Source organism: Enterobacter sichuanensis (genome assembly GCF_009036245.1).
In the GTDB taxonomy this organism is placed as follows: domain Bacteria; phylum Pseudomonadota; class Gammaproteobacteria; order Enterobacterales; family Enterobacteriaceae; genus Enterobacter; species Enterobacter sichuanensis.
Window position 1 is genome coordinate 1891371 of sequence record NZ_CP027986.1, and the last position, 23705, is coordinate 1915075.

23 protein-coding genes are annotated in these 23705 nt (G+C 57.1%); 15 read left to right on the top strand and 8 right to left on the bottom strand.

The annotated features are described in order from the left end of the window. Positions 1-43: 43 nt before the first annotated feature. The 5 genes from C1N69_RS09030 to xthA are packed head-to-tail and all read right to left on the bottom strand — an operon-like array spanning position 44 to position 4838. Positions 44-664, bottom strand: coding sequence for an ATP-binding cassette domain-containing protein (locus tag C1N69_RS09030; protein ID WP_155031020.1), 621 nt, complete (start codon positions 662-664; stop codon positions 44-46). After that, a complete protein-coding gene (locus C1N69_RS09035) occupies positions 664-2193 on the bottom strand; it encodes an ABC transporter permease family protein (RefSeq protein ID WP_155031021.1) in 1530 nt (509 codons plus the stop codon). The genes C1N69_RS09030 and C1N69_RS09035 overlap by 1 nt, the downstream gene beginning before the upstream one ends. Then, a complete protein-coding gene (locus tag C1N69_RS09040; RefSeq protein ID WP_420841808.1) occupies positions 2166-3326 on the bottom strand; it encodes an ABC transporter substrate-binding protein in 1161 nt (386 codons plus the stop codon). The genes C1N69_RS09035 and C1N69_RS09040 overlap by 28 nt, the downstream gene beginning before the upstream one ends. A gap of 15 nt (positions 3327-3341) precedes the next feature. Then, complete coding sequence (locus C1N69_RS09045; protein WP_155031023.1) at positions 3342-4025, bottom strand: TVP38/TMEM64 family protein; 684 nt, start codon at positions 4023-4025, stop codon at positions 3342-3344. Between the two features lie 6 nt (positions 4026-4031). Beyond that, the gene (gene xthA / locus C1N69_RS09050) at positions 4032-4838 is read right to left on the bottom strand and encodes an exodeoxyribonuclease III (protein WP_045285263.1); all 807 of its coding nucleotides are present in this window, start codon (positions 4836-4838) and stop codon (positions 4032-4034) included. A gap of 433 nt (positions 4839-5271) precedes the next feature. Here xthA and astC point away from each other — a divergent pair, with 433 nt between their 5' ends. From astC to ves, 7 genes are all read left to right on the top strand, one after another. Further along, positions 5272-6492, top strand: a complete 1221-nt coding sequence (gene astC, locus C1N69_RS09055) for a succinylornithine/acetylornithine transaminase (RefSeq protein WP_155031024.1) — start codon at positions 5272-5274, stop codon at positions 6490-6492. Next, positions 6489-7523, top strand: coding sequence for an arginine N-succinyltransferase (gene astA, locus C1N69_RS09060; protein WP_025757366.1), 1035 nt, complete (start codon positions 6489-6491; stop codon positions 7521-7523). Before astC ends, astA begins: the two co-directional genes overlap by 4 nt. Continuing rightward, positions 7520-9007, top strand: coding sequence for a succinylglutamate-semialdehyde dehydrogenase (gene astD, locus C1N69_RS09065; RefSeq protein WP_059385754.1), 1488 nt, complete (start codon positions 7520-7522; stop codon positions 9005-9007). The genes astA and astD overlap by 4 nt, the downstream gene beginning before the upstream one ends. Continuing rightward, positions 8994-10319, top strand: coding sequence for an N-succinylarginine dihydrolase (gene astB / locus C1N69_RS09070; protein WP_155031025.1), 1326 nt, complete (start codon positions 8994-8996; stop codon positions 10317-10319). The genes astD and astB overlap by 14 nt, the downstream gene beginning before the upstream one ends. A gap of 9 nt (positions 10320-10328) precedes the next feature. Then, the gene (gene astE / locus C1N69_RS09075; protein ID WP_095440841.1) at positions 10329-11294 is read left to right on the top strand and encodes a succinylglutamate desuccinylase; all 966 of its coding nucleotides are present in this window, start codon (positions 10329-10331) and stop codon (positions 11292-11294) included. 332 nt (positions 11295-11626) lie between these two features. Further along, positions 11627-12118 carry an ATP-independent periplasmic protein-refolding chaperone Spy gene (gene spy / locus C1N69_RS09080; protein WP_047958321.1) on the top strand — a complete coding sequence of 164 codons (492 nt, stop codon included), beginning with the start codon at positions 11627-11629 and terminating at the stop codon, positions 12116-12118. Positions 12119-12415: 297 nt separating this feature from the next. Next, positions 12416-12973: an environmental stress-induced protein Ves gene (ves, locus tag C1N69_RS09085; protein WP_025757361.1), complete on the top strand. Its 558-nt coding sequence runs from the start codon at positions 12416-12418 to the stop codon at positions 12971-12973. Here the strand turns inward: ves and cho are convergent. Together cho and nadE are read right to left on the bottom strand one after the other, a co-directional pair. Beyond that, positions 12951-13829, bottom strand: coding sequence for an excinuclease Cho (cho, locus tag C1N69_RS09090; RefSeq protein ID WP_059385758.1), 879 nt, complete (start codon positions 13827-13829; stop codon positions 12951-12953). The two genes, ves and cho, sit on opposite strands and share 23 nt — an antisense overlap. A 180-nt stretch (positions 13830-14009) precedes the next feature. After that, complete coding sequence (nadE, locus tag C1N69_RS09095) at positions 14010-14837, bottom strand: ammonia-dependent NAD(+) synthetase (RefSeq protein ID WP_025757359.1); 828 nt, start codon at positions 14835-14837, stop codon at positions 14010-14012. A 221-nt stretch (positions 14838-15058) separates the two neighbouring features. Here nadE and osmE point away from each other — a divergent pair, with 221 nt between their 5' ends. The 7 genes from osmE (at position 15059) to chbG (ending at position 20906) form a co-directional block, all read left to right on the top strand. Continuing rightward, complete coding sequence (osmE, locus tag C1N69_RS09100) at positions 15059-15403, top strand: osmotically-inducible lipoprotein OsmE (protein ID WP_003857836.1); 345 nt, start codon at positions 15059-15061, stop codon at positions 15401-15403. A gap of 281 nt (positions 15404-15684) precedes the next feature. Next, on the top strand, positions 15685-16002 hold the full coding sequence (chbB, locus tag C1N69_RS09105) for a PTS N,N'-diacetylchitobiose transporter subunit IIB (protein WP_008500676.1): 318 nt from the start codon (positions 15685-15687) through the stop codon (positions 16000-16002). A gap of 79 nt (positions 16003-16081) precedes the next feature. After that, a complete protein-coding gene (gene chbC, locus C1N69_RS09110; RefSeq protein ID WP_025757358.1) occupies positions 16082-17440 on the top strand; it encodes a PTS N,N'-diacetylchitobiose transporter subunit IIC in 1359 nt (452 codons plus the stop codon). Positions 17441-17487: 47 nt separating this feature from the next. Continuing rightward, on the top strand, positions 17488-17835 hold the full coding sequence (gene chbA, locus C1N69_RS09115; protein ID WP_047958323.1) for a PTS N,N'-diacetylchitobiose transporter subunit IIA: 348 nt from the start codon (positions 17488-17490) through the stop codon (positions 17833-17835). A 29-nt stretch (positions 17836-17864) separates the two neighbouring features. Next, positions 17865-18683 carry a transcriptional regulator ChbR gene (gene chbR / locus C1N69_RS09120; protein ID WP_025757356.1) on the top strand — a complete coding sequence of 273 codons (819 nt, stop codon included), beginning with the start codon at positions 17865-17867 and terminating at the stop codon, positions 18681-18683. A 109-nt stretch (positions 18684-18792) separates the two neighbouring features. After that, positions 18793-20148 (top strand): 6-phospho-beta-glucosidase, encoded by a 1356-nt coding sequence (locus C1N69_RS09125; protein ID WP_104556286.1) that lies wholly within the window; start codon positions 18793-18795, stop codon positions 20146-20148. An 11-nt stretch (positions 20149-20159) separates the two neighbouring features. Then, entirely contained in the window at positions 20160-20906 is a 747-nt protein-coding gene (chbG, locus tag C1N69_RS09130) for a chitin disaccharide deacetylase (protein ID WP_155031026.1), read from the top strand. Between the two features lie 88 nt (positions 20907-20994). Here the strand turns inward: chbG and katE are convergent, their stop codons facing one another. After that, positions 20995-23244: a catalase HPII gene (gene katE / locus C1N69_RS09135; RefSeq protein ID WP_155031027.1), complete on the bottom strand. Its 2250-nt coding sequence runs from the start codon at positions 23242-23244 to the stop codon at positions 20995-20997. Positions 23245-23447: 203 nt separating this feature from the next. Between katE and cedA the strand changes: the two genes are divergently transcribed. Next, a complete protein-coding gene (gene cedA / locus C1N69_RS09140; protein WP_025757352.1) occupies positions 23448-23687 on the top strand; it encodes a cell division activator CedA in 240 nt (79 codons plus the stop codon). Positions 23688-23705 lie beyond the last annotated feature (18 nt).

Genomic DNA, 23705 nt, shown 5'->3' on the forward strand with positions numbered 1-23705 from the left:
GCATTGTCGTCTCTCCCGTCATGGAAAACATTGCGTTAGCACATTATTGCCAGCGAGAAATCTCAATCAGCTCGCCGCCGGGCGGAATATCGTCCTCATCGTGGGTGACCAGCACCACCGGAATATCGCGTGCGCGAATGGCGTCAAATACCCATTGCCGAAATGAGGCCCGTAGCGTTTTATCGAGGCGGCTGAACGGTTCATCCAGCAGCAGAGCCTTCGGCTCCGCGAGCAGGGCCCGCAACAGGCTGACCCGGGTGCGCTCCCCGCCGGAGAGGGTGGCCGGATCACTGGCGTAATGGCCGCCCAGACCAGCGGAGTTCAGCGCCTGCTCGACAGCTTCCCGACGCGCGCCTCCGACGATCCGCTCAGGCAACGCCAGCAGCAGATTTTGCCCGACGCTGAATGTGTCGAACAATAGCGCGTCCTGAAAGAGAATACCCAGCCCGCGGGATTCCACGGGAAGGCCGTCGCAGCGACGCGCGTCGAGCCACAGTTCGCCCCGCGCCTGAAAATCGTCTGACAACGCGCCGACCATCCAGGCAAAGAGGGTCGATTTGCCGCTGCCGGAGGGGCCCATCAGGGTGACTATCTCCCCGCGGGGAACGCAAAAATTGACCTCACGGAACAGCGGTTCGATGGTGAGATTTTTTACCTTCAACATTAACGTAATCCCTGGCGGTAGTGGCCCACGAACCGGGAGAGCAGGGCGGCAAGGCCAAACACGGCCCCCGTAACCAGCAGTAACCCCAGCGCCCGGTTAGCCAGAAGAGGAATGCTGCCCCCGCTGCTGAGCGCGACGGTTTCGGTGGTCAGCGTGGCGAAACGCCCTGCGCCCAGCCACAGCGTTGGCATGTACTGCGCCATGCTGACGGAAAAACCGGTGGCAAAGGCCAGCAGCGCGGGGCGTAGCAGCAGCGGACATTTCAGCAGGCAGAAGATTTTTGTCCGTCGCCAGCCCAGCGTTCTGGCGGTAAGGATAAGCCGGGGATCGATCCGGCGCCAGGCAGGTTGCAGCACCAGCAGCATCCACGGTAACACCCACAGCAGATGGCTCCAGAGCACGGCGGCATACTGCCCGTCGAGTCCCAGCTGCAACGCAATCGTATATTGGCCGGTGACGAGCGGCAGCGCCGGAAGGGCAAGCGGAGACCAAACCCACACTGCGCCGCGCTGCGGTCCCCATTCCAGCCAGAGCGCGCTGACGACCAGACCGAGCAGGCTCGACAGCAGGCCGAAGGAGAGGCTGTTCCCCACAGGGCCCACGTCGTCCCGCTGCGCCAGCATCAGCAGCACCGCAGCGCACAGGACGCCGCATCCGGGCAGAAACCCGCTTACTGCGCGTTCAGGCAGAATGCGCTCAGATCGGCGGCGCATCCCGGTGAGGTCGGCAACCGTGCGGCGCCATGCCTTCCAGAAGCCGTACCCCAGGGCGGCCAGCGCAGCCAGCAGCAAAAGCAGAACCAGGCACAGCAGCATCCCTTTCACCTGCTGCCCGGCATCGCCCTGGCTCAGCCACTGCCAGGCCAGCACGGCCAGGGTAGGCGGATTTCCGGGGCCGAGAACGATCGCCACATCCACGACCGACAGCGACCACGCCAGTACCGCCAGCATCACCGCGCCGAGGAGAGGGGCGATCGCCGGGAGGATCAGCCAGTTAAGTATCTGAAACCGCCCGTAACCGAAGGTTCGCAGGACGATCTTCTGCTGCGCCAGCCGTTTTTCCGGCAGTACGGCGTAAATTGCCCACAGCACAAATGCGCTCTCTTTTACGGCGAGCGTCAGCCCCAGTCCAACGCCGTAGCGGTCAAAGGGAGCCGTACAGACGGTACAGAACTGGTAGAACAGCCCGCCCTCGGCAAACAGCAGTAATGCGCTGGTGGCAAACGCCACGTGCGGGATCGCCAGCAGCCACGGCAGGCGCGTGGTGAGACGTCGCCAGCGTTTGCCGGGCCAGAAAAGGCTGACGAAAATCAGGGCAATCAGCAACGCGCCCAGCGTGGCGATGAGCGTTGAGACCAGCGTGGCCGCGGCCGCCTGCGGAAGCTGCGGGTCGTTCAGCAGCCTCTGCCAGTTTGTTGCAGAAAACGCCGGGGCTAACAGCATGGCGCCAGCGGGCAGGATCGGCAGATAGATAACCGCCATCGCCAGCCAGACCAGCCCGCTTAGCGGGTGCCGTAACGACGCAGCCATTCCTGCTCCAGCGCGTTCACCCAGCCGGACTGCGGCTCTGCAAGCACTTTCGGTAGCCCCTGAGGCGTGAAAGCCTGCAAGCGCGTTGCTTCACTGTCAGGCAGCGCCCTGGCATCCAGCACGCTTGGGTCGCCCCAGACGGCGGGGTCAGCTTTGCGGATCTGCGCCTGCGGCGAGAGCAGGAAATTGGCGACCACCTTCGCGCCTGCGCTGGCGCGGGCGTTGGCCGGAATCGCCACAAAATGGACGTTACCGATCGTTCCGCCGTGGAAACCAAAGCTGTAGCTGTCGGCGGGCAGTTCGCCGCGGGCGACTTTTTGCTGCGCATGGGCCGGGTTAAATGTCAGCGACAGGTTCAGACTGCCGCTGGCAAGCAGGGCATCCATCCGGGCAGGTGAGGGCGGGAAATCTTTTCCTTCGCGCCACAGCAGCGGGTGGAGTGTGTCGAGGTAATCCCACAGCGGCGCGGTCACCTGGGCAAAGGTATCATCGGGCGCTTTTTGCAGCGCCTGTGGACGAGCGGTGAGCGCCAGCAGCAGTTGCTCAAGGAATGCCGTGCCGGTAAAATCGGGCGGGCGAGGGTAGCTCATCTTACCCGGATGCTGCTGCGCGTAAGCCAGCAGCGCCTGCGGATCCGCCGGTGGCGCTGGCATGCTGCCTTTGCGGGCGATAAAGGTCAGCTGCGCGCCGCCCCACGGCGATTCTGCCCCGTCTGTGGGCACCGCAAAGTCTTCGGTAACGGGTTTGCGGGTATCGACATAGCGCCAGTTCGGCAGCGTCTGTGCCCATCCGCTCAGCAGCAGGTTAGCCTCTTTTAACGTGCGGAAATTTTCACCGTTGACCCACAACAGATCGACGGAGCCGTTGCTCTTACGCCCTGCTGCGGCTTCCGTCTGAATGCGTTTTACCGCGTCGGCAGCGTCCACCAGCGGGACGATCTTAAGGGTAATGGCATAGTGCGTTTGCATCTCACCGCTGACCCACTCCAGATAGCGGTTGACCGCCGGATCGCCGCCCCAGGCGTTAAACCAGACGGTCTGGCCTTTGGCCTGTTGTTGGATTGCCTGCCAGCTGTCGGCAGCACAGAGGGGGGCTGCCAGCAGCAGGCCGGTCAGAAACGCGCAAAAACGCACACGGCGCATAATGCCTCACTTTTTAGACAAGGGGGTGTAACGGGAAAAGAGCTGGCGTGTGACCAGCGGTAATAACCCCAGTAGTGTAAAGGCGAATACCATGCCCGGCGACAAAATATCGCGAAGCGATGCCACTTTTCCCAGTTCGCGCCCGGCGTTCAGAAAGACAACCGTCGCGGGCAGCATCGCCGCCTGGCTCACCCACCAGTAGCGGAATACCCCCATGCGGGTCAGCCCCATCAGCAAATTCACCAGAAAAAACGGGAACAGCGGCATCAGGCGCAGGGCAAAAAGATAGCCCGCGCCGTCATGCCTCATGCCAACGTTAACCGTTTTCATCTGCTGAGCAAATCGCTGCTGGACCCACTCACCCAGCAGATAACGGCTGGCGAGCATCGCAAGCGTTGCCCCGAGCGTCGAGGCAAACGAGACCAGCACGATGCCTTCTCCCAGGGGAAACAGCGTCCCACCCAGCAGGGTCAGTATCGCTGCACCCGGTATCGACAGGGCGGAAACCAGCACATAGAGCGCAAAAAAGATCATGGCGCTCTGCAGCGGCGCGCGGTCGACGTGGGCGAGTAACGCCTGCTGATGCGTTTTAATCCCTTCCAGAGAGAGTGTGCCCGGCGGAAGGAGAACAATCGTCAGAATAAATGCGCCCAGAAGGGCGCACAGGAGAAGGAATTTTCGACTGTTCACGCGTCATTACAGCTTGAAGGTCGCCCACACTGGCGCATGATCGGACGGCTTTTCCATGCTGCGGATATCGTAGTCGATCCCGGTTTCGATGCAGCGCTCTGCCAGCGGTGCGCTGGCCAGCAGAAGATCGATACGCAGACCACGGTTGTCGTCAAAACCTTTTGAGCGATAGTCGAACCAGGAGAAGCGGTCCTGCGTTTCCGGGTTGGCATTGCGGAAGGTATCCACCAGGCCCCAGCCCAGCAGGCGTTCCATCCACTCACGCTCTTCCGGCAGGAAAGAGCATTTGCCGGTACGCAACCAGCGCTTGCGGTTCTCTTCGCCAATACCGATATCGAGATCCGTCGGGCTGATATTCATGTCGCCCATGATCAGCACCGGATTCTCTTTTTTGAGTTCGGTGGTCAGGAAGTCCTGCAGATCCTGATAAAACTTCGCTTTGGCCGGGAATTTGGTCTCGTGGTCACGGCTCTCACCCTGCGGGAAATAGCCGTTAATGACCGTGATATTGCCGAGCGCAGAAGGCACTTCCGCCATGATGATGCGGCGCTGGGCTTCTTCACCGTCACCAGGGAAGCCGCGACGTACGGAAACCGGCGGCGCTTTGGTCAGCAGCGCGACGCCATAGTGACCTTTCTGACCGTGGTAAAAGACGTTATAACCGAGTTTCGCCACCTCTTCGAGAGGGAACATGTCGTCGTGGACCTTGGTCTCCTGCAGGCCGATCACATCCGGCTGATGTTGCTCAACGATAGCTTCAAGCTGATGAGGGCGGGCACGCAGGCCGTTGATATTAAAAGAGACAAATTTCATAGTCGCTGCCAGTGCAAGGTGAATAGTGCAAGGATGGTAGCAGAATTTGCGTCAACTGTTACCGGCTTCGACCAATAACTGCGACAGATAATGCCGGTGGTGCAATATTTGCACCATTCTGACGCGCATCGCCCTCAAACAGGGCGTAAATGGCCGATAAATTTCGCGAGCGATCACAATTCCAGAATTATATTTGGCCTGTGCATACTCTTTCTGATTTTCATGCGGCAAAGCGCCGCTTGTCGTAAAAATATTCACTTTTTATGCACTAACAGTGAATAACTCCATGTTGTAACTCATTGATATTCTGTTCATCAGACCGGTTTATGCATTTTTATCGCTGGCTGGCACGAAGGCTGCAATCTACATTCACAGTGCAAACACTCAATTATTTAACATTCAAATAACCTTTTATTTACCGGATGAGGTCGCTATGTCTCTGTCAATTACGCGTGAAAATTTCGATGAATGGATGATGCCGGTTTACGCTCCGGCGGCTTTTATTCCGGTTCGTGGGGAAGGCTCGCGCCTGTGGGATCAGCAGGGTAAAGAGTATATCGACTTTGCGGGTGGGATTGCGGTAAACGCGCTGGGCCATGCGCACCCGGCACTGCGTCAGGCGCTGAATGACCAGGCGGCGAAGTTCTGGCATACCGGCAACGGCTTTACCAACGAGCCCGCGCTGCGCCTGGCGAAAAAATTGATCGACGCGACGTTTGCCGAAAAAGTCTTTTTCTGTAACTCAGGGGCGGAAGCCAACGAAGCGGCGCTGAAGCTGGCGCGCAAATATGCCCACGACAAGTTTGGTGCCCACAAGAGCGGTATCGTGGCGTTTAAAAATGCCTTCCACGGGCGCACGCTCTTTACCGTCAGCGCGGGCGGCCAGCCTGCTTACTCGCAGGATTTCGCACCGCTGCCGCCGGAGATCCGTCACGGTATTTATAACGATCTGCAGTCCGCCAGCGAACTGATCAACGACACCACCTGTGCGGTAATTGTCGAGCCGATGCAGGGTGAGGGTGGCGTTCTTCCGGCACAAAAAGCGTTCCTGCAGGGGCTGCGCGAGCTGTGCGATCGTCACAATGCGGTACTGATTTTCGATGAAGTGCAGACCGGCGTGGGCCGTACGGGTGAGCTGTATGCCTATATGCACTACGGCGTTACGCCTGACGTGCTTTCTACTGCCAAAGCGCTGGGCGGCGGCTTCCCGATTGGGGCGATGCTGACCACCGATAAATTCGCCAGCGTGATGACCGTGGGCACCCATGGCACCACTTACGGCGGCAACCCGCTGGCCACCGCTGTCGCCGGGCAGGTTCTCGACATTATTAATACCCCGGAGGTGTTGAAAGGCGTTAAGCAGCGTCACGACTGGTTTGTTGAGCGTCTGAATGCCATCAACAGCAAAACGGGGCTGTTTAAAGAAATTCGCGGCCTGGGGCTGTTAATTGGCTGCGAGCTCACCGCTGAGTTTGCCGGAAAAGCTAAACTTATTTCACAGGAAGCGGCAAAAATGGGCGTGATGGTCCTGATTGCCGGTGCCAACGTGGTGCGTTTTGCTCCTGCGCTGATTGTCAGCGAGGAAGAGGTGCAAACCGGTCTGGACCGTTTTGCGCAGGCGTGTGAACAGGTGAAGTCCGGGGTGTCATCATGATGGTCATCCGTCCCGTTGAGCGCGGCGATCTCGCCGGGCTCATGCAGCTTGCCGGTAAGACGGGAGGCGGGCTGACCTCGCTTCCTGCCGATGAAAAAACGCTGTCGGCGCGCATTGAGCGCGCCCTGCAAACCTGGCAGGGGACGTTGCCAAAAAGCGAACAGGGATATGTGTTCGTGCTGGAAGACACCACCACGGGGACCGTGGCCGGGATCTGCGCTATCGAAGTTGCCGTCGGGCTTAACGACCCGTGGTACAACTACCGCGTTGGCACCATGGTGCATGCTTCCAAAGAGCTGAACGTTTATAACGCGCTGCCGACGCTGTTTCTCTGTAATGACCACACGGGCGCCAGCGAGCTCTGCACGCTGTTCCTCGACCCGGCGTGGCGCAAAGAGGGCAACGGCTATCTGCTCTCCAAATCGCGCTTTCTGTTTATGGCCGCCTTCCGCGATCGCTTCAACGAAAAAGTGGTTGCGGAGATGCGCGGCGTGATCGACGACAAAGGCTACTCGCCGTTCTGGGAGAGTCTGGGCGAGCGCTTCTTCTCGATGGAGTTCAGCCGGGCGGACTACCTGTGCGGCACCGGTCAGAAAGCCTTTATCGCTGAGCTGATGCCGAAGCATCCTATTTACACCCATTTCTTAACGCCGGAAGCGCAGGCGGTGATCGGCGAAGTCCATCCGCAAACCGCGCCTGCCCGCGCGGTGCTGGAGAAAGAGGGTTTCCGCTACCGTAACTATGTGGACATCTTTGACGGTGGGCCAACGCTTGAGTGCGATATCGACCGCGTCCGTGCGATCCGTAAAAGCCGGCTGGTTGAAGTTGCCGAAGGTCAGCCCGCGCCGGGTGACTGGCCGGCGTGCCTGGTGGCGAACGAAAATTACACCAACTTCCGCGCGATGCTGGTGCGGACCAACCCGAAATGTGAACGTCTGGTACTGACGGCTGCAGAACTGGATGCCCTGAAATGTAACGCCGGCGATACGGTTCGCCTGGTGCGTCTCTGCCCTGAGGAGAAAACAGCATGACATTATGGATTAACGGTGACTGGGTCACGGGCGAAGGCGAACAGCGCGTAAAAACCAATCCGGTAGGCAAAGAGGTGCTCTGGAAGGGGAACGACGCCAGCGCCGCGCAGGTGGAACAAGCCTGCCATGCCGCGCGTCGCGCGTTTCCGGCGTGGGCAAAACAGCCTTTCGCCGTGCGCCAGGCACTTGTTGAAAAGTTCGCCGGGCTGCTGGAAGCGAACAAAGCCGAGCTGACGCGCATTATTGCCTCTGAAACCAGTAAACCGCGCTGGGAAGCGGCCACGGAAGTGACGGCGATGATCAATAAAATCGCCATTTCAGTGAAGGCCTACCACACCCGCACCGGCGAGCAGCATACCGAGATGCCGGACGGCGCGGCCACGCTGCGCCACCGTCCGCACGGCGTGCTGGCGGTGTTTGGTCCGTACAACTTCCCGGGGCATCTGCCGAATGGCCACATCGTGCCGGCGCTGCTGGCGGGCAACACCGTTATTTTCAAGCCGAGTGAGTTAACGCCGTTCACCGGCGAGGCGGTGGTTAAGCTGTGGGAACAGGCGGGCCTGCCGCCGGGCGTGCTGAATCTGGTGCAGGGCGGGCGTGAAACCGGTCAGGCGCTGAGCGCGCTGAGCGATATCGACGGCCTGCTGTTTACCGGCAGCGCCGGGACGGGCTATCAACTGCATCGCCAGCTGGCGGGGCAGCCGGAAAAAATTCTCGCCCTCGAGATGGGCGGCAACAACCCGCTGATCGTAGAAGATCCTGATGATATCGATGCCGCGGTGCACCTGACGATTCAGTCTGCTTTTATTACCGCTGGACAGCGTTGCACCTGTGCCCGCCGTCTGCTGGTGAAACGGGGCGCGCAGGGGGACGCGTTCCTTAAACGTCTGGTTGAGGTGAGTGCGCGTCTGGTCCCCGCCGCGTGGGATGCCGACCCGCAGCCGTTTATTGGTGGGCTGATTTCCGAGCAGGCCGCGCAAAACGTGCTGAAGGCCTGGCAGGACCACGTCGCTCGCGGGGCGAAAACCCTGCTCGAACCGAAGCAGGTTCAGCCGGGTACCTCGCTGCTAACGCCGGGCATCGTTGAGATGAGCGGGGCGAGCAACGTGCCGGATGAAGAGGTCTTTGGTCCGCTGCTCTGCGTCTGGCGTTATGACGATTTTGACAGCGCCATCGCAATGGCCAACAACACCCGCTACGGCCTGTCGAGCGGACTGATTTCGCCGCAGCGTGAGAAGTTTGAACAGCTGCTGCTGGAAGCGCGTGCGGGGATTGTGAACTGGAACAAACCGCTGACCGGTGCTGCGAGCACCGCGCCGTTCGGCGGCGTGGGCGCGTCGGGCAACCATCGCGCCAGCGCGTGGTACGCCGCAGATTACTGCGCATGGCCGATGGCGAGCCTGGAAAGCCCGGCGCTGACGCTGCCGGAAACGCTTAATCCGGGGCTGGACTTTACCGGAGGGGAACGTCATGAAAGCGCGTGAAGTCAACTTTGACGGGCTGGTGGGGCTGACGCACCACTACGCCGGTCTCTCTTTTGGTAATGAGGCCTCGACGAAGCACCGCTTTCAGGTCTCCAACCCGAAGCTGGCGGCGAAGCAGGGGCTGTTGAAAATGAAAGCGCTGGCGGATGCCGGTTTCCCGCAGGCGGTTATTCCGCCGCAGGAACGCCCGAACGTCGCGGTGTTGCGTCAGCTCGGTTTCACCGGCAGCGATGAGCAGGTCGTTGAAAAAGCGGGAACGCAAACGCCGCACCTGCTCTCTGCGGCAAGTTCGGCCTCTTCGATGTGGGTCGCCAACGCGGCCACCGTCGCCCCGTCAGCCGACACGCTGGATGGCAAAGTCCATCTGACGGTGGCGAACCTGAATAACAAATTCCACCGCGCCACCGAAGCAGAAACCACCGAGCGCGTGCTGCGCGCCATATTCAACCATGACGCCCATTTTGAGGTGCATCCGGCCCTGCCGCAGGTGGCAATGTTTGGCGACGAAGGTGCGGCCAACCATAACCGGCTGGGGGGCGATTACGGTGAACCCGGCGTGCAGCTGTTTATCTACGGGCGCGAGGAGGGCGGTCATTCTGCCCCTGTTCGCTATCCCGCGCGCCAGACGCTGGCCGCCAGCCAGGCGGTCGCCCGCCTCAACCAGGTCAATCCTTCGCAGGTGATTTTTGCCCAGCAAAACCCGCAGGTGATTGACCAGGGCGTCTTCCATAACGACGTGATCGCCGTTTCGAACCGTCAGGTCCTCTTCTGCCACGAGCAGGCGTTTGCCCATCAGGAGAGGCTGCTCGCCACGCTGCGCGAACGCGTACCCGGTTTTATGCCGATTCAGGTGCCTACCCGGGCGGTGAGCGTCCAGGATGCGGTCGAAACGTATCTGTTCAATAGCCAGCTGTTGAGCCGTGATGACGGCAGCATGATGCTGGTCCTGCCGCAGGAGTCGCGGGATCATAGCGGGGTGTGGCGTTACCTGACCGAGCTGGTGAAGGCCGATAACCCGATTGACGAGCTGCGGGTGTTTGACCTGCGCGAAAGTATGGCCAACGGCGGCGGACCGGCCTGTCTGCGCCTGCGCGTGGTGTTGACGCAGTCAGAAATGCAGGCCGTTAACCCGGCAGTAATGATGAATGAGACGCTGTTTACTACCCTGAACGACTGGGTGGACCGCTACTATCGCGACCGGTTAACGCAGGCTGACCTCGTTGACCCGCAACTGTTACGCGAAGGTCGCGAGGCGCTTGACGCGTTAACATCAATCCTGCAGCTGGGATCGGTTTATCCGTTCCAGCGCTAAGGAGTGGGTATGGAAAATTTACTGGCGCTGACCCTGGCCGATGAAACGCCGGAACAGAGTGAGGGGGAGGGCCCCTCATTCCACTGGCGGTGGCTGGGGCGTGGGGTGCTTGAACTGACACCGGTTGTAGAGAGCGATCTCTCGCTACTGCTTTCGACCGGTATTCACGGGAATGAAACGGCGCCCGTGGAGATTGTTGACCTGCTGCTGCGCGCGTTGTATCGCAAAGAGATTACGCTTCAGTGCCGCGTGCTGGTGGTGCTTGGGAACCCACCCGCGCTGGCGCAAAACAAACGCTATCTGGTGAGTGACATTAACCGCATGTTCGGCGGGCGCTGGTCGCAGTTCCCGCAGAGTGACGAGACGGCGCGGGCGCAGTGGCTGGAGAACGTGGTGAGCGCGTTTTTTGCGTCGGCGGGGCCAGTGCGCTGGCATCTGGATCTGCACACGGCCATTCGCGCGTCTTACCATGTCCGCTTCGGCGTGCTGCCGCAGCGCAATCAGCCGTGGGATGAAGCGTTCCTCGACTGGCTGGGTGATGCCGGGCTGGAGGCGCTGGTGTTCCACCAGTCGCCGGGCGGAACCTTTACGCACTTTACCTGTGAACACTTCGGCGCGCTGGCCTGTACGCTGGAGCTGGGGAAAGCGTTGCCGTTTGGGCAAAACGATCTCACTCGTTTTGCGCCAACGCATCTTGCCCTGCGGGCATTGCTGGGTGGGGCGGCGCCCGAGCACACGCATCAACCCGTCGAGCGGTATCGGGTCGTACAGCAGATCACGCGCCGCAGCGATGCTTTCCAGCTTCATATGGCCGCGCACACCCTGAACTTCACGCCGTTTCGTAAAGGGGCGCTGCTGGCTGAAGATGGCGAAGAGCGTTACGAGGTGCAGAAAACCACCGAGTATGTGTTATTTCCCAACCCCACCGTGGCATTTGGCCTGCGTGCCGGGCTGATGCTGGAAAAAATATCCTGACCTTTTCCCCTCTCATCACTCGGGAGGGGAAAAACATTTCTTAGCAATTAAAGCGCTCATACCTCTTTTGCGGATTATTCCTGGCGAATTGCTTTATTATTAATCCGCTCTCCGCTATACTTCTGCTTATTCTCTTTAAAATCATCGTTTTAAATATTATTTGTTGCAACTCTCTACGCTTTATCCTTATTTTCTCCACATTTGACGAAAATTTGTTTTTTACACTTTCATTGTTTTACCGTTGCTCTGACTAATTGACGATAAACCCCGTAAAGTTAATCTCGTCAACACGGCATAGCGCCGAAGAATAACTGAAAGAAAGGAAATAAATTATGCGTAAGTTTACTGCACTGTTTGTTGCTTCTACCCTGGCTCTGGGCGCTACCAGCATGGCGTTCGCCGCAGATACCGCAACCACCCCTGCCGCGCCTGCTGAAGGCAAAATGATGATGCATCATAAAGGCAAGCCGGGTATGCACGAGATGATGATGTTTAAGGACCTGAACCTGACAGATGCGCAGAAGCAGCAGATCCGCGACATCATGAAAAGTCAGCGCGATCAGATGAAACGTCCACCGCTTGAAGAGCGTCGTGCGATGCATGACATCATCGCCAGCGACAGCTTCGATAAGGCGAAAGCTGAAGCGCAGATCGACAAAATGGCCGAGCAGCATAAAGCCCGCATGCTGGCTCACATGGAAACCCAGAACAAGATCTACAACATTCTGACACCGGAACAGAAAAAACAATTTAATGCGAATTTTGAGAAGCGTCTGACAGAACGTCCGGCGATGGAAGGTAAAATGCCAGCACCAACCGAATAATCGGTTCACACTCTTAAGACCGCCGGGATCCTGTCCACAAAAGCGCAATCGCTGTGGACAGGACCGGCGGTTTTTCTTTCCTGCCCTCTTGCCTGCCGCCGCCAGCGCGGTATTCTCCTGTAGTCGCTTCAGAGAATGTTTGTAGAGTCATGACGTTAGTAAATTTATTGACGTTGCGCTAAGGCTTGCCCGCTCTGCTGCCGATACTGTGTCTGTGAATACCCAACGATAACAAACAAGACAGCAACGATAGCAATATCTTTGCCCTGGCACGGGTTGTGCCATTCAGGAGTGGTGATGGAGTTCTTTGATATCCGTAAGATGCCGGTCAGCCTCTGGCGTAATGGTGCTGGCGAAACGCGTGAGATTTGTTGTTTCCCACCCGCAACGCGCGATTTTCACTGGCGTGCCAGTATCGCGACTATCGCCAGCAACGGCGAATTCTCCTCATTCCCCGGCGTCGATCGGGTGATTACCTTGCTGGAAGGAGGGGAGGTAACGCTCGATGCCGGTCAGGCGTTCTTCCATACCCTCAAGCACCATCAGCCTTACAGTTTTGCCGGCGATCTGCCGGTCAAGGCGCTGCTGTCCGATGGGCGGATGGCGATGGACTTCAATATTATGACCCGTCGCGACTGTTGTCGGGCGAAGGTGCGCGTGGCCGACCGGACCTTTACCACCTTTGGCACACGCGGGGGCGTGGTCTTTGTCTTAAGCGGGGCGTGGCAGTTGGGGGATAAATTGCTGACGGCCGATCAGGGCGCCAGCTGGGAGGAGGGGACCCATACTCTGCGTCTGCTGGAGCCTCAGGGCACCCTGTTGTTCAGTGAAATTACGTGGCTGCCAGGCCATTGAGCTCAATGACTTCAAACTTACCGGCTAAGACGGGTTTACAGAGAATTTTATAGCCATCGTGGTCAAATCCGGCGGGTGTGCGCAACAGGGTTGCCGCGTCGTTGATATCGTCGACGGCGCCCAGCCAGAACCAGTTGTTGACGATGTGGTACTGGGTCATCGCTTCACCCACCTCTTTTAGCGCAACGGCGCCTTCCCAGGGCCAGCAGTTAACGCTGATGGTCGACAGGCCGGCGAGGAGCCGGGCGTGATGCGCGTCGACACTCTCTTTCCCGCAGCAGGCGCCTGCGCAGCGCTTAAGTGCCGACCGGAAACAGGCCCGTCCGCGGGTGGTCGCCTCGAGACCCAAAAGGCTGTAACAAAGCTGCAGTTCATCCGCCAGGGTTTGCAGCGCCTGGAGCGCGGCACGTTTATTCGCAAACAGGCCGTAAAGATTCGGGGCATGAGAAAAATCGACCTCGCGCGCGTAGACAACCTGCGGCTTGCCGGCGGTTATTTGCAGGGAGCAGAGCTGACGATTGCGGCGCAGGCGCTTGTTAAACAGCGGCTGTTGTTCTTTGATAAGTCTGGCTTCCAGTAACAGCGCGCCCATTTCTCCCGCCGTCTCGAACCAGGATATGCGACGCGACTGGCGCAGCATGGCGGCCTCGTCCGGCGTACGCAGATGGGATAACACCCGGCTGCGAATATTCACGCTTTTGCCGATATAGAGCGGCAGGGTGTCGCTTTCACCGTGAAAGATATACACGCCCGGCAGCTTAGGCAGCGCTTCAAGCCAGGGACGAAGGTGCTCGGGATATTCGTAGATAGCCGCCGCTTCAAATTCAAGACGCGGGGCGGATTGACGCCTGCTCACATACCACTCCATATACTGTTCAGGTATACAGTGTAACAGAGGCGGTTTGGTTAAAAAAGAGCCGGGTGGCGGCTGCGCCTTACCCGGCCAGGATGTGCGGCCTGATGCCCTCACCCCAACCCTCTCCCACGGGAGAGGGCGTAAACACTAAAAACGGTAACCTGGGTTACCGTTTTGTTTTTATTTCTTCCAGAAATCGTCAAACACCGTAATCGGTGGGCGACGCTTGTGTTCGGTTTTCAGATACCAACCTTCGATGATTTTGGCGGTACCTTCATCCAGCGTTTTGCCTTCAAGATAATCATCGATATTGTCATAGGTCACGCCCAGGGCTGCTTCATCCGGCAGGGAAGGACGATCGTCCTCCAGATCCGCTGTCGGCGCTTTCTTATACAGATGCTCCGGGCAGCCCAGCGCGGCAAGCAACTGCTTACCCTGACGCTTGTTCAGACGGAAGATCGGGTTAATGTCGGTGCCGCCGTCGCCGTATTTGGTGAAGAAACCGGTGATCGCTTCGGCTGCATGGTCGGTGCCGACCACGACGCCTTTGGTCATCCCGGCGATGCTGTACTGCGCTTTCATGCGCTCACGGGCTTTTTCGTTGCCGCGAACAAAATCGCTCAACTCAATGCCCGCTTCGCGCAGGGCCTGCTCGCTCGCCAGCACCGATCCTTTGATATTCACCGTCAGTACGCGGTCAGGCTGAATAAAGGCGATGGCATCCTGACAATCCTGTTCATCTGCCTGTACGCCATACGGAAGGCGCACGGCGATAAACTGCAGGCTTTCATCTCCCGTCTCCTCGCGCAGCTCTGAAATCGCCATCTGGCAGAGCTTACCGGTCAGCGTGGAATCCTGGCCGCCGCTGATGCCCAGCACCAGAGATTTCAGGAAAGAGTTGGTCTTTAAATACGCTTTTAAAAAATCCACGCTGCGGCGGATCTCTTCATTTGCATCTATCGCGGGCTTCGCGCCCAGCGCCTGGATAATCTCTTGTTGCAGAGTCATCACGCTCTCCATAAACAGAATGTGTTAACTGTTAAAACTAACCCTTTGGACGGAAAACGACAAGGATCACAGTTTCGAGTGCGCTAATTTGCGCCGTTTTAGCAGGTTATCGTTGTTTTATTAGAATTTTCCGAAATTCGTCTGGCGTAACTCACAAAGTTGAACAATAGTACTTTTTATCCCATGCTTAGATAACACGCTGATAAACAAGAGGACGGAATATGAACAAGAACGTAGCAGGAATTCTTAGCGCAGCGGCGGTACTGACTATGCTGGCAGGGTGTACGGCGTACGATCGCACCAAAGATCAGTTCACACAGCCCGTGGTGAAAGATGTCAAAAAAGGCATGACGCGTTCGCAGGTGGCTGCGATTGCTGGTAAGCCGTCTTCAGAAGTGACGATGATCCACGCGCGTGGTACCTGTCAGACCTATATCCTGGGTCAACGTGATGGTAAGGCAGAAACCTACTTTGTCGCCCTGGACGATACCGGCCATGTCATCAACTCCGGGTATCAGACCTGTGCAGAATATGACACCGATCCGCAGGCACCTAAGGCGCAGTAACCTTGCTGCTCTGAGGATGTTAACAAACCGGCCCATCGGCCGGTTTTTTTATCCATACGTAAATCTTATTTCTTTGCGCGAATTATTTGCCCGAAATGTGAAGGTAGTCAACAAGCCAGGTCAATGAGAGACAATTTAGGCCTGTCCAGAATTATCCCCCCTCTGTACCATTACGTATACTCACTCCAACGATAAACAACAGTCAGCACACTACCTGTCAGCCAGGAGAGCGAGTCGAGTGATAGCGAGACGGCAGGTAGTCATACAAGAGGGAAATAACGATGGAAAAGAAACATATCTACCTGTTCTGCTCAGCGGGCATGTCAACCTCGCTTCTGGTGTCAAAGATGCGTGCACAGGCTGAAAAGTATGAAGTGCCTGTGGTGATCGAAGCGTTCCCGGAAACGCTGGCGGGTGAAAAGGGGCAGACTGCGGATGTCGTTTTACTCGGGCCGCAAATTGCCTACATGCTGCCAGAAATACAACGTCTGTTACCCAATAAACCGGTCGAAGTGATCGACTCGGGGCTGTACGGCAAGATTGATGGTTTAGGTGTACTTAAAGCTGCTGTGGCAGCCATTAAAAAAGCGGCTAATTAATTTTTATTTTTCCCGTCAAAGAGTTATTTCACACACAATACGCCGTAACAGTCGTTGCGGCATTTAAGGGTATTTTCCTATGAGTAAAGTCATCGCTTCACTTGAAAAGGTACTCCTTCCTTTTGCTGTTAAAATAGGAAAGCAGCCTCACGTTAACGCCATCAAAAACGGCTTTATTAAATTAATGCCATTGACGCTGGCTGGGGCAATGTTCGTTTTAATTAACAACGTTTTTCTGAGCTTTGGTGAAGGTTCCTTCTTTTATTCATTAGGAATTCGCTTAGACGCATCGACAATTGAAACCCTTAATGGTTTTAAAGCCATTGGCGGTAACGTATACAACGGTACGTTGGGTATTATGTCGCTGATGGCGCCTTTCTTTATCGGGATGGCACTGGCAGAAGAGCGGAAAGTGGATCCGCTGGCCGCCGGGTTATTATCCGTTGCCGCCTTTATGACCGTAACCCCCTACAGTGTCGGTGAAGCCTATGCGGTGGGCGCCAACTGGCTGGGTGGGGCCAACATCATCTCCGGTATTGTTATCGGTCTGGTGGTGGCAGAGATGTTTACCTTTATTATCCGTCGCAACTGGGTGATTCGCCTGCCGGATAGCGTGCCGGCGTCCGTTTCCCGTTCATTTTCCGCGTTGATTCCAGGCTTCATTATTCTCTCCATCATGGGGATTATTGCCTGGGCGCTCTCTCACTGGGGCACAAACTTCCACCAGATCATCATGGACTCTATCTCTACGCCGCTGGCGTCGATGGGGGGTGTGGTCGGTTGGGCGTACGTGATTTTCACCTCCCTGCTGTGGTTCTTCGGCGTGCATGGTTCACTGGCACTGGCCGCGCTGGACAGCGGTATCATGACCCCATGGGCACTGGAAAACGTTGCACTTTATCAGCAGTACGGCTCCGTTGACGCGGCGCTGGCGGCCGGTAAAACCTTCCATGTGTGGGCGAAGCCGATGCTGGACTCCTATATCTTCCTGGGGGGTACCGGGGCGACGCTGGGTCTGATCATCGCGGTCTTTATTGTCTCTCGTCGCGCTGACCATCGTCAGGTGGCGAAGCTGGCACTGCCGTCAGGTATCTTCCAGATTAACGAACCGATCCTGTTTGGTCTGCCAATCATCATGAACCCGGTGATGTTCATTCCCTTCATCCTGGTTCAGCCGCTGCTGGCGGGGATCACCCTGACCGCGTATTACCTGGGCATTATCCCACCAATTACCAACATTGCGCCGTGGACAATGCCGGCGGGTCTGGGGGCGTTCTTCAATACCAACGGTAGCGTCGCCGCCTTCCTGCTGGCGATATTCAACCTCGGGATTGCAACGCTGCTCTACATGCCGTTCGTGGCCATCGCCAACAAAGCCGCAACCGTTATTGATGAAGAAGAGAGCGAAGAGGATATCGCCCTCGCACTGAAATTCTAAAATTGCACGGCGCGGGGCAACCCGCGCCAGCGAAAAGGAGCTTAAAGATGTTAGATTTGGACAGTATCGTTGCAGAAGAAAGCGCTGAGAATGACCTCGAAGAAGTGGTGATGGGCCTTATCATCAACTCCGGTCAGGCACGCAGCCTGGCGTATGCCGCACTCAAGCAGGCTAAGCAGGGGGATTTTGCCGCCGCGAAAACCATGATGGAACAGTCCCGTACCGCGCTCAATGAAGCGCACCTGGTGCAGACGAAGCTGATTGAAGGCGACCAGGGCGAAGGGAAGATGAAGGTCAGTCTGGTGCTGGTACACGCCCAGGATCACCTGATGACCTCGATGCTGGCGCGCGAGCTGGTGGCGGAGTTAATTGAGCTTCACGAGAAGATGCAGTAAGTCAGACTGAGTAGCAGGGGGTCAGCACGATGGAAATTAAAACCGCACTTGAGCAGCAACTGTTTAATGGCAAGAATTTTCACGTGGTTATCTACAACAAGACGGAGAGCGCGAGTGGTCTGCACCAGCATGACTACTACGAGTTCACGATTGTTCTGACCGGCCGCTACTATCAGGAGATCAACGGTAAGCGCGTTCTGCTTGAGCGCGGAGATTTTGTCTTTCTGCCGATGGGCTCACATCACCAGAGCTTTTACGAATTTGGCGCCACCCGCATTCTGAACGTGGGTGTCAGCAGACGCTTCTTTGAGAAGCACTATCTGCCGCTGGTGCCGTTCTGTTTTGTGGCATCACAGGTCTATCGCGTCAAAAACGAGTTCATGACCTGGATTGAAACGGTGATTGCCTCGCTCAACTTCCGCGACAATGAGTTCGATGAGTTTATTGAAACGGTGACCTTCTACGTGATGAACCGGCTGCGCCATCACCGTGAAGAGCAGCAGGTGACGGATGATATTCCACAGTGGCTGCGCAGCACCGTTGAGCTGATGCACGATAAAGGCCAGTTCAGCGAAAATGCGCTGGAAAATATGGTTTCACTGTCGGGGAAATCCCAGGAATATTTGACCCGTGCGACCCAGCGCTATTATCGTAAAACGCCGGTGCAAATTATTAATGAAATCCGCATTAACTTTGCCAAAAAACAGCTGGAAATTACCAACTATTCTGTCACGGATATTGCCTATGAGTCCGGGTACAGCAGTCCCAGCCTGTTTATTAAAACGTTTAAGAAATTGACCTCATTCACACCAAATAGTTACCGGAAGAACCTGACGGTAATTAATTAACGTTCGGCGGATTGCCCGCCACAAATATTGCTTTAATGGCTTGCCCAAATAGCGGGAAGAGTACGCTATACCTTGCAGGCGATTAACCTGATACGCTAAGGGAGATATTATGCAGAAGAAATTGAAAGTCGTAACCATTGGTGGCGGCAGCAGCTATACCCCGGAATTACTTGAAGGTTTCCTGAAACGGTATCACGAATTACCGGTCAGCGAATTATGGCTGGTTGACGTTGAGGAAGGGCAGGAAAAACTGGATATCATTTTTGACCTGTGTCAGCGCATGGTGGCGAAAGCCGGTGTGCCCTTAACCGTACACAAAACACTCGATCGCCGTCTGGCGCTGAAAGATGCGGATTTCGTTACCACCCAGCTGCGCGTGGGCCAGCTGAAAGCGCGCGAGCTGGACGAGCGTATTCCCCTGAGCCACGGTTATCTGGGGCAAGAGACTAATGGCGCGGGCGGCCTGTTTAAAGGCCTGCGTACCATCCCGGTCATTTTCGACATCGTCAAAGACGTGCAGGAGATCTGCCCGAACGCGTGGGTGATTAACTTCACCAATCCGGCCGGTATGGTGACCGAGGCGGTCTATCGGCATACGAATTTCAAACGCTTTATCGGCGTCTGTAACATTCCGATTGGCATGAAGATGTTTATCCGTGACGTGCTGGGGCTGACCGACAGCGACGATCTTTCCATCGATCTGTTCGGCCTGAACCACATGGTGTTCATCAAAGACGTCATCGTGAACGGCAAATCGCGCTTTGCCGAACTGCTCGACGGCGTGGCGTCGGGACGTCTGACCGCCGCATCCGTGAAAAATATCTTCGACCTGCCGTTCAGTGAAGGGCTGATCCGTTCCCTTAATCTGCTGCCGTGCTCCTACCTGCTCTACTACTTCAAGCAGAAAGAGATGCTGGCCATTGAAATGGGCGAGTACTATAAGGGCGGCGCACGGGCTCAGATCGTGCAGAAAGTTGAGAAGCAGCTGTTTGATTTGTATAAAGATCCGAACCTGAACGTCAAACCAAAAGAGCTGGAGCAGCGCGGTGGGGCTTACTACTCCGATGCGGCGTGTGAAGTGATCAACGCCATTTACAACGACAAGCAGGCCGAGCACTACGTCAATGTGCCGCACCATGGCCATATCGACAATATCCCGGCCGACTGGGCCGTGGAGATGACCTGCATCCTCGGCCGCGATGGCGCGAAACCGCATCCGCGTATTACCCACTTTGATGAGAAGGTGATGGGGCTCATTCACACCATCAAAGGGTTCGAGGTGGCGGCCAGCAACGCGGCGCTGAGCGGTGAGCTGAACGACGTGCTTCTGGCGCTGAACCTCAGCCCGCTGGTGCATTCCGACCGCGACGCAGAAGTGCTGGCGACGGAGATGATCCTGGCCCACGAAAAATGGCTGCCAAACTTTGCCGCCACGGTAGAGAAGCTCAAGTTCCAACACCGTTAAGAGGATGTGCGATGGAAAACCTGCTGATCGTCAATGCTGATGATTTTGGCCTGTCGAAAGGGCAGAACTACGGCATTGTTGAAGCCTGTCGTCGGGGGGTAGTCACCTCGACGACGGCGCTGGTGAATGGAGAAGCGATTGAGCATGCGGCGCAGCTGAGCCGCGAGGTACCTGACCTGGGCGTGGGCATGCACTTTGTGCTGACCCTGGGCATGCCGCTTTCAGCGATGCCGGGCCTGACGCGCGACGGACAGTTGGGGAAATGGATTTGGGAGATGGCGGAAGACGCGCTGCCGCTTGAAGAGATTGCCCGCGAGCTGGACTGTCAGTTCAACCGTTTTGTAGACCTCTTTGGTCGTGAACCGACGCATATCGACAGCCATCACCATGTGCATATGATCCCGGCGATTTTCCCTCTGGTTGCGGAATTTGCGCAGCGTAAAGGCGTCGCCATGCGTGTGGATCGCGACGTGCGAGGGCTGCCGGCGTACACCGTGGCCACAACCGAGGGGTTCAGCAGCGCGTTCTACGGCGATGCGATCGACGAGGCGCTGTTCCTGAAGGTGCTGGATGATTCCGCCGCACGGGGTGAACGGTCGCTGGAGGTGATGGCGCATCCCGCCTTTGTCGATAACATCGTGCGTAAGAGCGCCTACTGCTGGCCGCGCCTGGCGGAGCTGGATGTGTTGACGTCGCCATCGCTCAAGTACGCGATTGCCGAGCGCGGGTATCGGTTGGGGACGTTCGGGGATCTTTGAAATAAAGCCCGGTGGCGGCTTCGCCTTACCGGGCCTACAAAACCAATCGAATGTAGGCCGGGTAAGCGCAAGCGCCACCCGGCTTTTTTTACGCCGGAATCTGATCGATCTTGCTGCTTCGCGACCAGACGCGGTGCGCGGCGAGCAAATCAAACAGCTTCGTCATAAACGCATCGTCAACGTTATCTCCCTCCACAATGCCGTCCTCACCTTGCTCGGCCACCTTCAGCGGCGCTTTAAACTGTCGTGCATCACCGGAAAGGGCGATCGGTTTCAGGTGCTTATAGGCTTCAAGCAGATAATAGACGGCGTCACCGTTGGTCAGCAGGCTGGTTATATCCCCGCCCGGCACAATCACCGCGTCCACCGTCAGCGACGGTGCACCGGCAAAGGTTGCCGCCACCGGCAGCACGGAGCCGTCATCAGCGGTCACTTCACCCATGCGTGAATAAAGCAGTTTGGCGTGTACGCCTTTGGTTTTCAGCGCCTGCATGATCCCCAGCACGTCGCTGGCGCGGGTTTTTTCGTTCAGCAGGATTGCCACCACTCGGCCTTTGATCGACCCTCCCGGCACCGCGTACAGGCTCAGCGAGGGATCTTTCTTGATTCCGTTAACCTCTTTCGGCGGCGCAAGATTGCGCTGTTCATCGGTCAGCGTGATACCCAGGTTATCCGCCACGCTCTGGGCAAGCTGAATATCAATATGCGCCAGCTGGTCGACTACGCGCTCGCGGATATACGTGCGTACCACTTTGCTCAGTTCGAAGCTGAAGCCGCCGATAATATGCTGCTGTTCAATCGGCGTCTGGCTGTTCCAGAACAGGCGAGGGTGGGCGTAATACTCGCCGAACGACGGGCTGCGCTCGCGAATTTTGTTGCCATCGATCCGCTCCTGATACGATTCGAATCCACCACGTTTTGGGGCCGGAGGGGTTTCACGCGGCCAGTTATCGTTGATGGAGTTCGGCTCATAGTTGGCTGGGTTGGTATCAATATCCTGACGGTGCATCCCGTCGCGCTGGAAGTTGTGATACGGGCAGGTGGGGCGGTTGATCGGGATCTCGTGGAAGTTCGGCCCGCCAAGACGGCTGATCTGCGTATCGGTATACGAGAACAGGCGCCCCTGTAACAGCGGATCGTTGGTGAAGTCCAGCCCCGGCACGATATGCCCGGGATGGAAGGCGGCCTGTTCGTTTTCGGCAAAGAAGTTATCCGGGTTGCGGTTGAGCACCATTTTACCCACCAGCTGAACCGGCACCAGCTCCTCCGGGATCAGTTTGGTCGGGTCCAGGAGATCGAAATCGAACTTAAATTCGTCCTCTTCCGGGATCAGCTGCAGGCCCAGTTCATATTCCGGGAAGTCGCCGGCTTCAATGGCCTCCCACAGCTCCCGGCGATGGAAGTCCGGGTCGCGCCCGGTCAGTTTCTGCGCCTCATCCCACACCAGCGAGGCTTTACCCGCCACCGGTTTCCAGTGGAAACGGACAAACGTGGCTTTCCCCTCGGCGTTGATCATCCGGAAGGTGTGAATGCCAAACCCCTCCATGGTGCGGTAACTGCGGGGGATCCCGCGGTCTGACATCGCCCACATCACGTTGTGCAAGGTTTCAGGCTGCAGAGAGACATAGTCCCAGAAGGTGTCGTGCGCACTTTGTCCCTGCGGTATGGCCCAGTGGGGCTCCGGTTTTACCGCATGGACAAAGTCAGGAAATTTATGCGCATCCTGAATGAAAAACACCGGGGTGTTATTACCCACCAGATCGAAAATACCCTCTTCGGTATAAAACTTGGTGGCGAAGCCGCGGATATCACGCACTGTATCCGCCGAGCCCGCACCGCCCTGAACGGTGGAGAAACGCACGAACACCGGCGTTATCTTGTCCGGGTCGGAGAGGAAGTCCGCTTTGGTGATCGCTTTCAGGCTCTTGTAGGGCTGGAAGTAGCCGTGCGCAGCGGAGCCGCGCGCGTGGACGATGCGCTCCGGTATGCGTTCGTGGTCAAAGTGGGTAATTTTTTCCCTCAGGATAAAATCTTCCAGCAGGGTTGGCCCGCGGGACCCGGCGCGCAGGGAGTTCTGGTCGTCAGCGATGCGCACCCCCTGGTTGGTGGTCAGCGCATAGCCTTCTCCGCCTTTGCGATGAGGATCGAGGGATTTCAGCTTCTCATTGCCGGTGTCCGGTGATTTCAGACTGCCCGGCGCGGTAGGCTGCTCGCCTGGGGCGGACGGGCCAGGGGAAGGGCGATGAGAGCCATCTTCAGGGGCAAGGGAGTCCATCCCAGGTTGCGATTCTTCGGTGCCATGAATGGGTGATTGATGTGTTTTATCTTTGTTCGACATTGCACGCTTCTCCTTTATTCATTCCTAAAAAACCCTGTTAACTATAGAACAATGTAGGGAAAGGGCAGGTGAACTAAGAGTTTTCAGATACTGACTGCGTAAAAGGCACGCTCAACCACACGCAAGGCGCGACGCGTGGGGGCAGGATCGGCTATCATAGAATTTTCCTGCTTCAAGAATTTGTTTTAGTGAATCCGTCGCTTATGAAACCTCTTCGTCAACAAAACCGCCAGGTTATTAGCTATGTGCCCCGCGTTGAGCCCGCGCCGCCTGACCATGCCCTGAAAGTGGAGGGGTTTCGCGATGTCTGGCAACTGCGGGGTAAATACGTGGCCTTTGTGCTGATCGGTGAGCACTTCCGTCGTTCCCCCGTGTTTACGGTGCCGGAGTCCGCGCAGCGGTGGGCGATGCAGATACGCCAGGATGAAGAGGTTGAAGAATAACAGTCATAAAAAAACCGC

Bases quoted from the DNA above. Each gene is read 5' to 3' on its own strand.
- C1N69_RS09030 (WP_155031020.1), bottom strand. From the start codon at position 664: ATGTTGAAGGTAAAAAATCTCACCATCGAACCGCTGTTCCGTGAGGTC.
- C1N69_RS09035 (WP_155031021.1), bottom strand. From the start codon at position 2,193: ATGGCTGCGTCGTTACGGCACCCGCTAAGCGGGCTGGTCTGGCTGGCG.
- xthA (WP_045285263.1), bottom strand. From the start codon at position 4,838: ATGAAATTTGTCTCTTTTAATATCAACGGCCTGCGTGCCCGCCCTCAT.
- astC (WP_155031024.1), top strand. From the start codon at position 5,272: ATGTCTCTGTCAATTACGCGTGAAAATTTCGATGAATGGATGATGCCG.
- astA (WP_025757366.1), top strand. From the start codon at position 6,489: ATGATGGTCATCCGTCCCGTTGAGCGCGGCGATCTCGCCGGGCTCATG.
- astD (WP_059385754.1), top strand. From the start codon at position 7,520: ATGACATTATGGATTAACGGTGACTGGGTCACGGGCGAAGGCGAACAG.
- astB (WP_155031025.1), top strand. From the start codon at position 8,994: ATGAAAGCGCGTGAAGTCAACTTTGACGGGCTGGTGGGGCTGACGCAC.
- astE (WP_095440841.1), top strand. From the start codon at position 10,329: ATGGAAAATTTACTGGCGCTGACCCTGGCCGATGAAACGCCGGAACAG.
- spy (WP_047958321.1), top strand. From the start codon at position 11,627: ATGCGTAAGTTTACTGCACTGTTTGTTGCTTCTACCCTGGCTCTGGGC.
- ves (WP_025757361.1), top strand. From the start codon at position 12,416: ATGGAGTTCTTTGATATCCGTAAGATGCCGGTCAGCCTCTGGCGTAAT.
- nadE (WP_025757359.1), bottom strand. From the start codon at position 14,837: ATGACTCTGCAACAAGAGATTATCCAGGCGCTGGGCGCGAAGCCCGCG.
- osmE (WP_003857836.1), top strand. From the start codon at position 15,059: ATGAACAAGAACGTAGCAGGAATTCTTAGCGCAGCGGCGGTACTGACT.
- chbB (WP_008500676.1), top strand. From the start codon at position 15,685: ATGGAAAAGAAACATATCTACCTGTTCTGCTCAGCGGGCATGTCAACC.
- chbC (WP_025757358.1), top strand. From the start codon at position 16,082: ATGAGTAAAGTCATCGCTTCACTTGAAAAGGTACTCCTTCCTTTTGCT.
- chbA (WP_047958323.1), top strand. From the start codon at position 17,488: ATGTTAGATTTGGACAGTATCGTTGCAGAAGAAAGCGCTGAGAATGAC.
- chbR (WP_025757356.1), top strand. From the start codon at position 17,865: ATGGAAATTAAAACCGCACTTGAGCAGCAACTGTTTAATGGCAAGAAT.
- C1N69_RS09125 (WP_104556286.1), top strand. From the start codon at position 18,793: ATGCAGAAGAAATTGAAAGTCGTAACCATTGGTGGCGGCAGCAGCTAT.
- chbG (WP_155031026.1), top strand. From the start codon at position 20,160: ATGGAAAACCTGCTGATCGTCAATGCTGATGATTTTGGCCTGTCGAAA.
- katE (WP_155031027.1), bottom strand. From the start codon at position 23,244: ATGTCGAACAAAGATAAAACACATCAATCACCCATTCATGGCACCGAA.
- cedA (WP_025757352.1), top strand. From the start codon at position 23,448: ATGAAACCTCTTCGTCAACAAAACCGCCAGGTTATTAGCTATGTGCCC.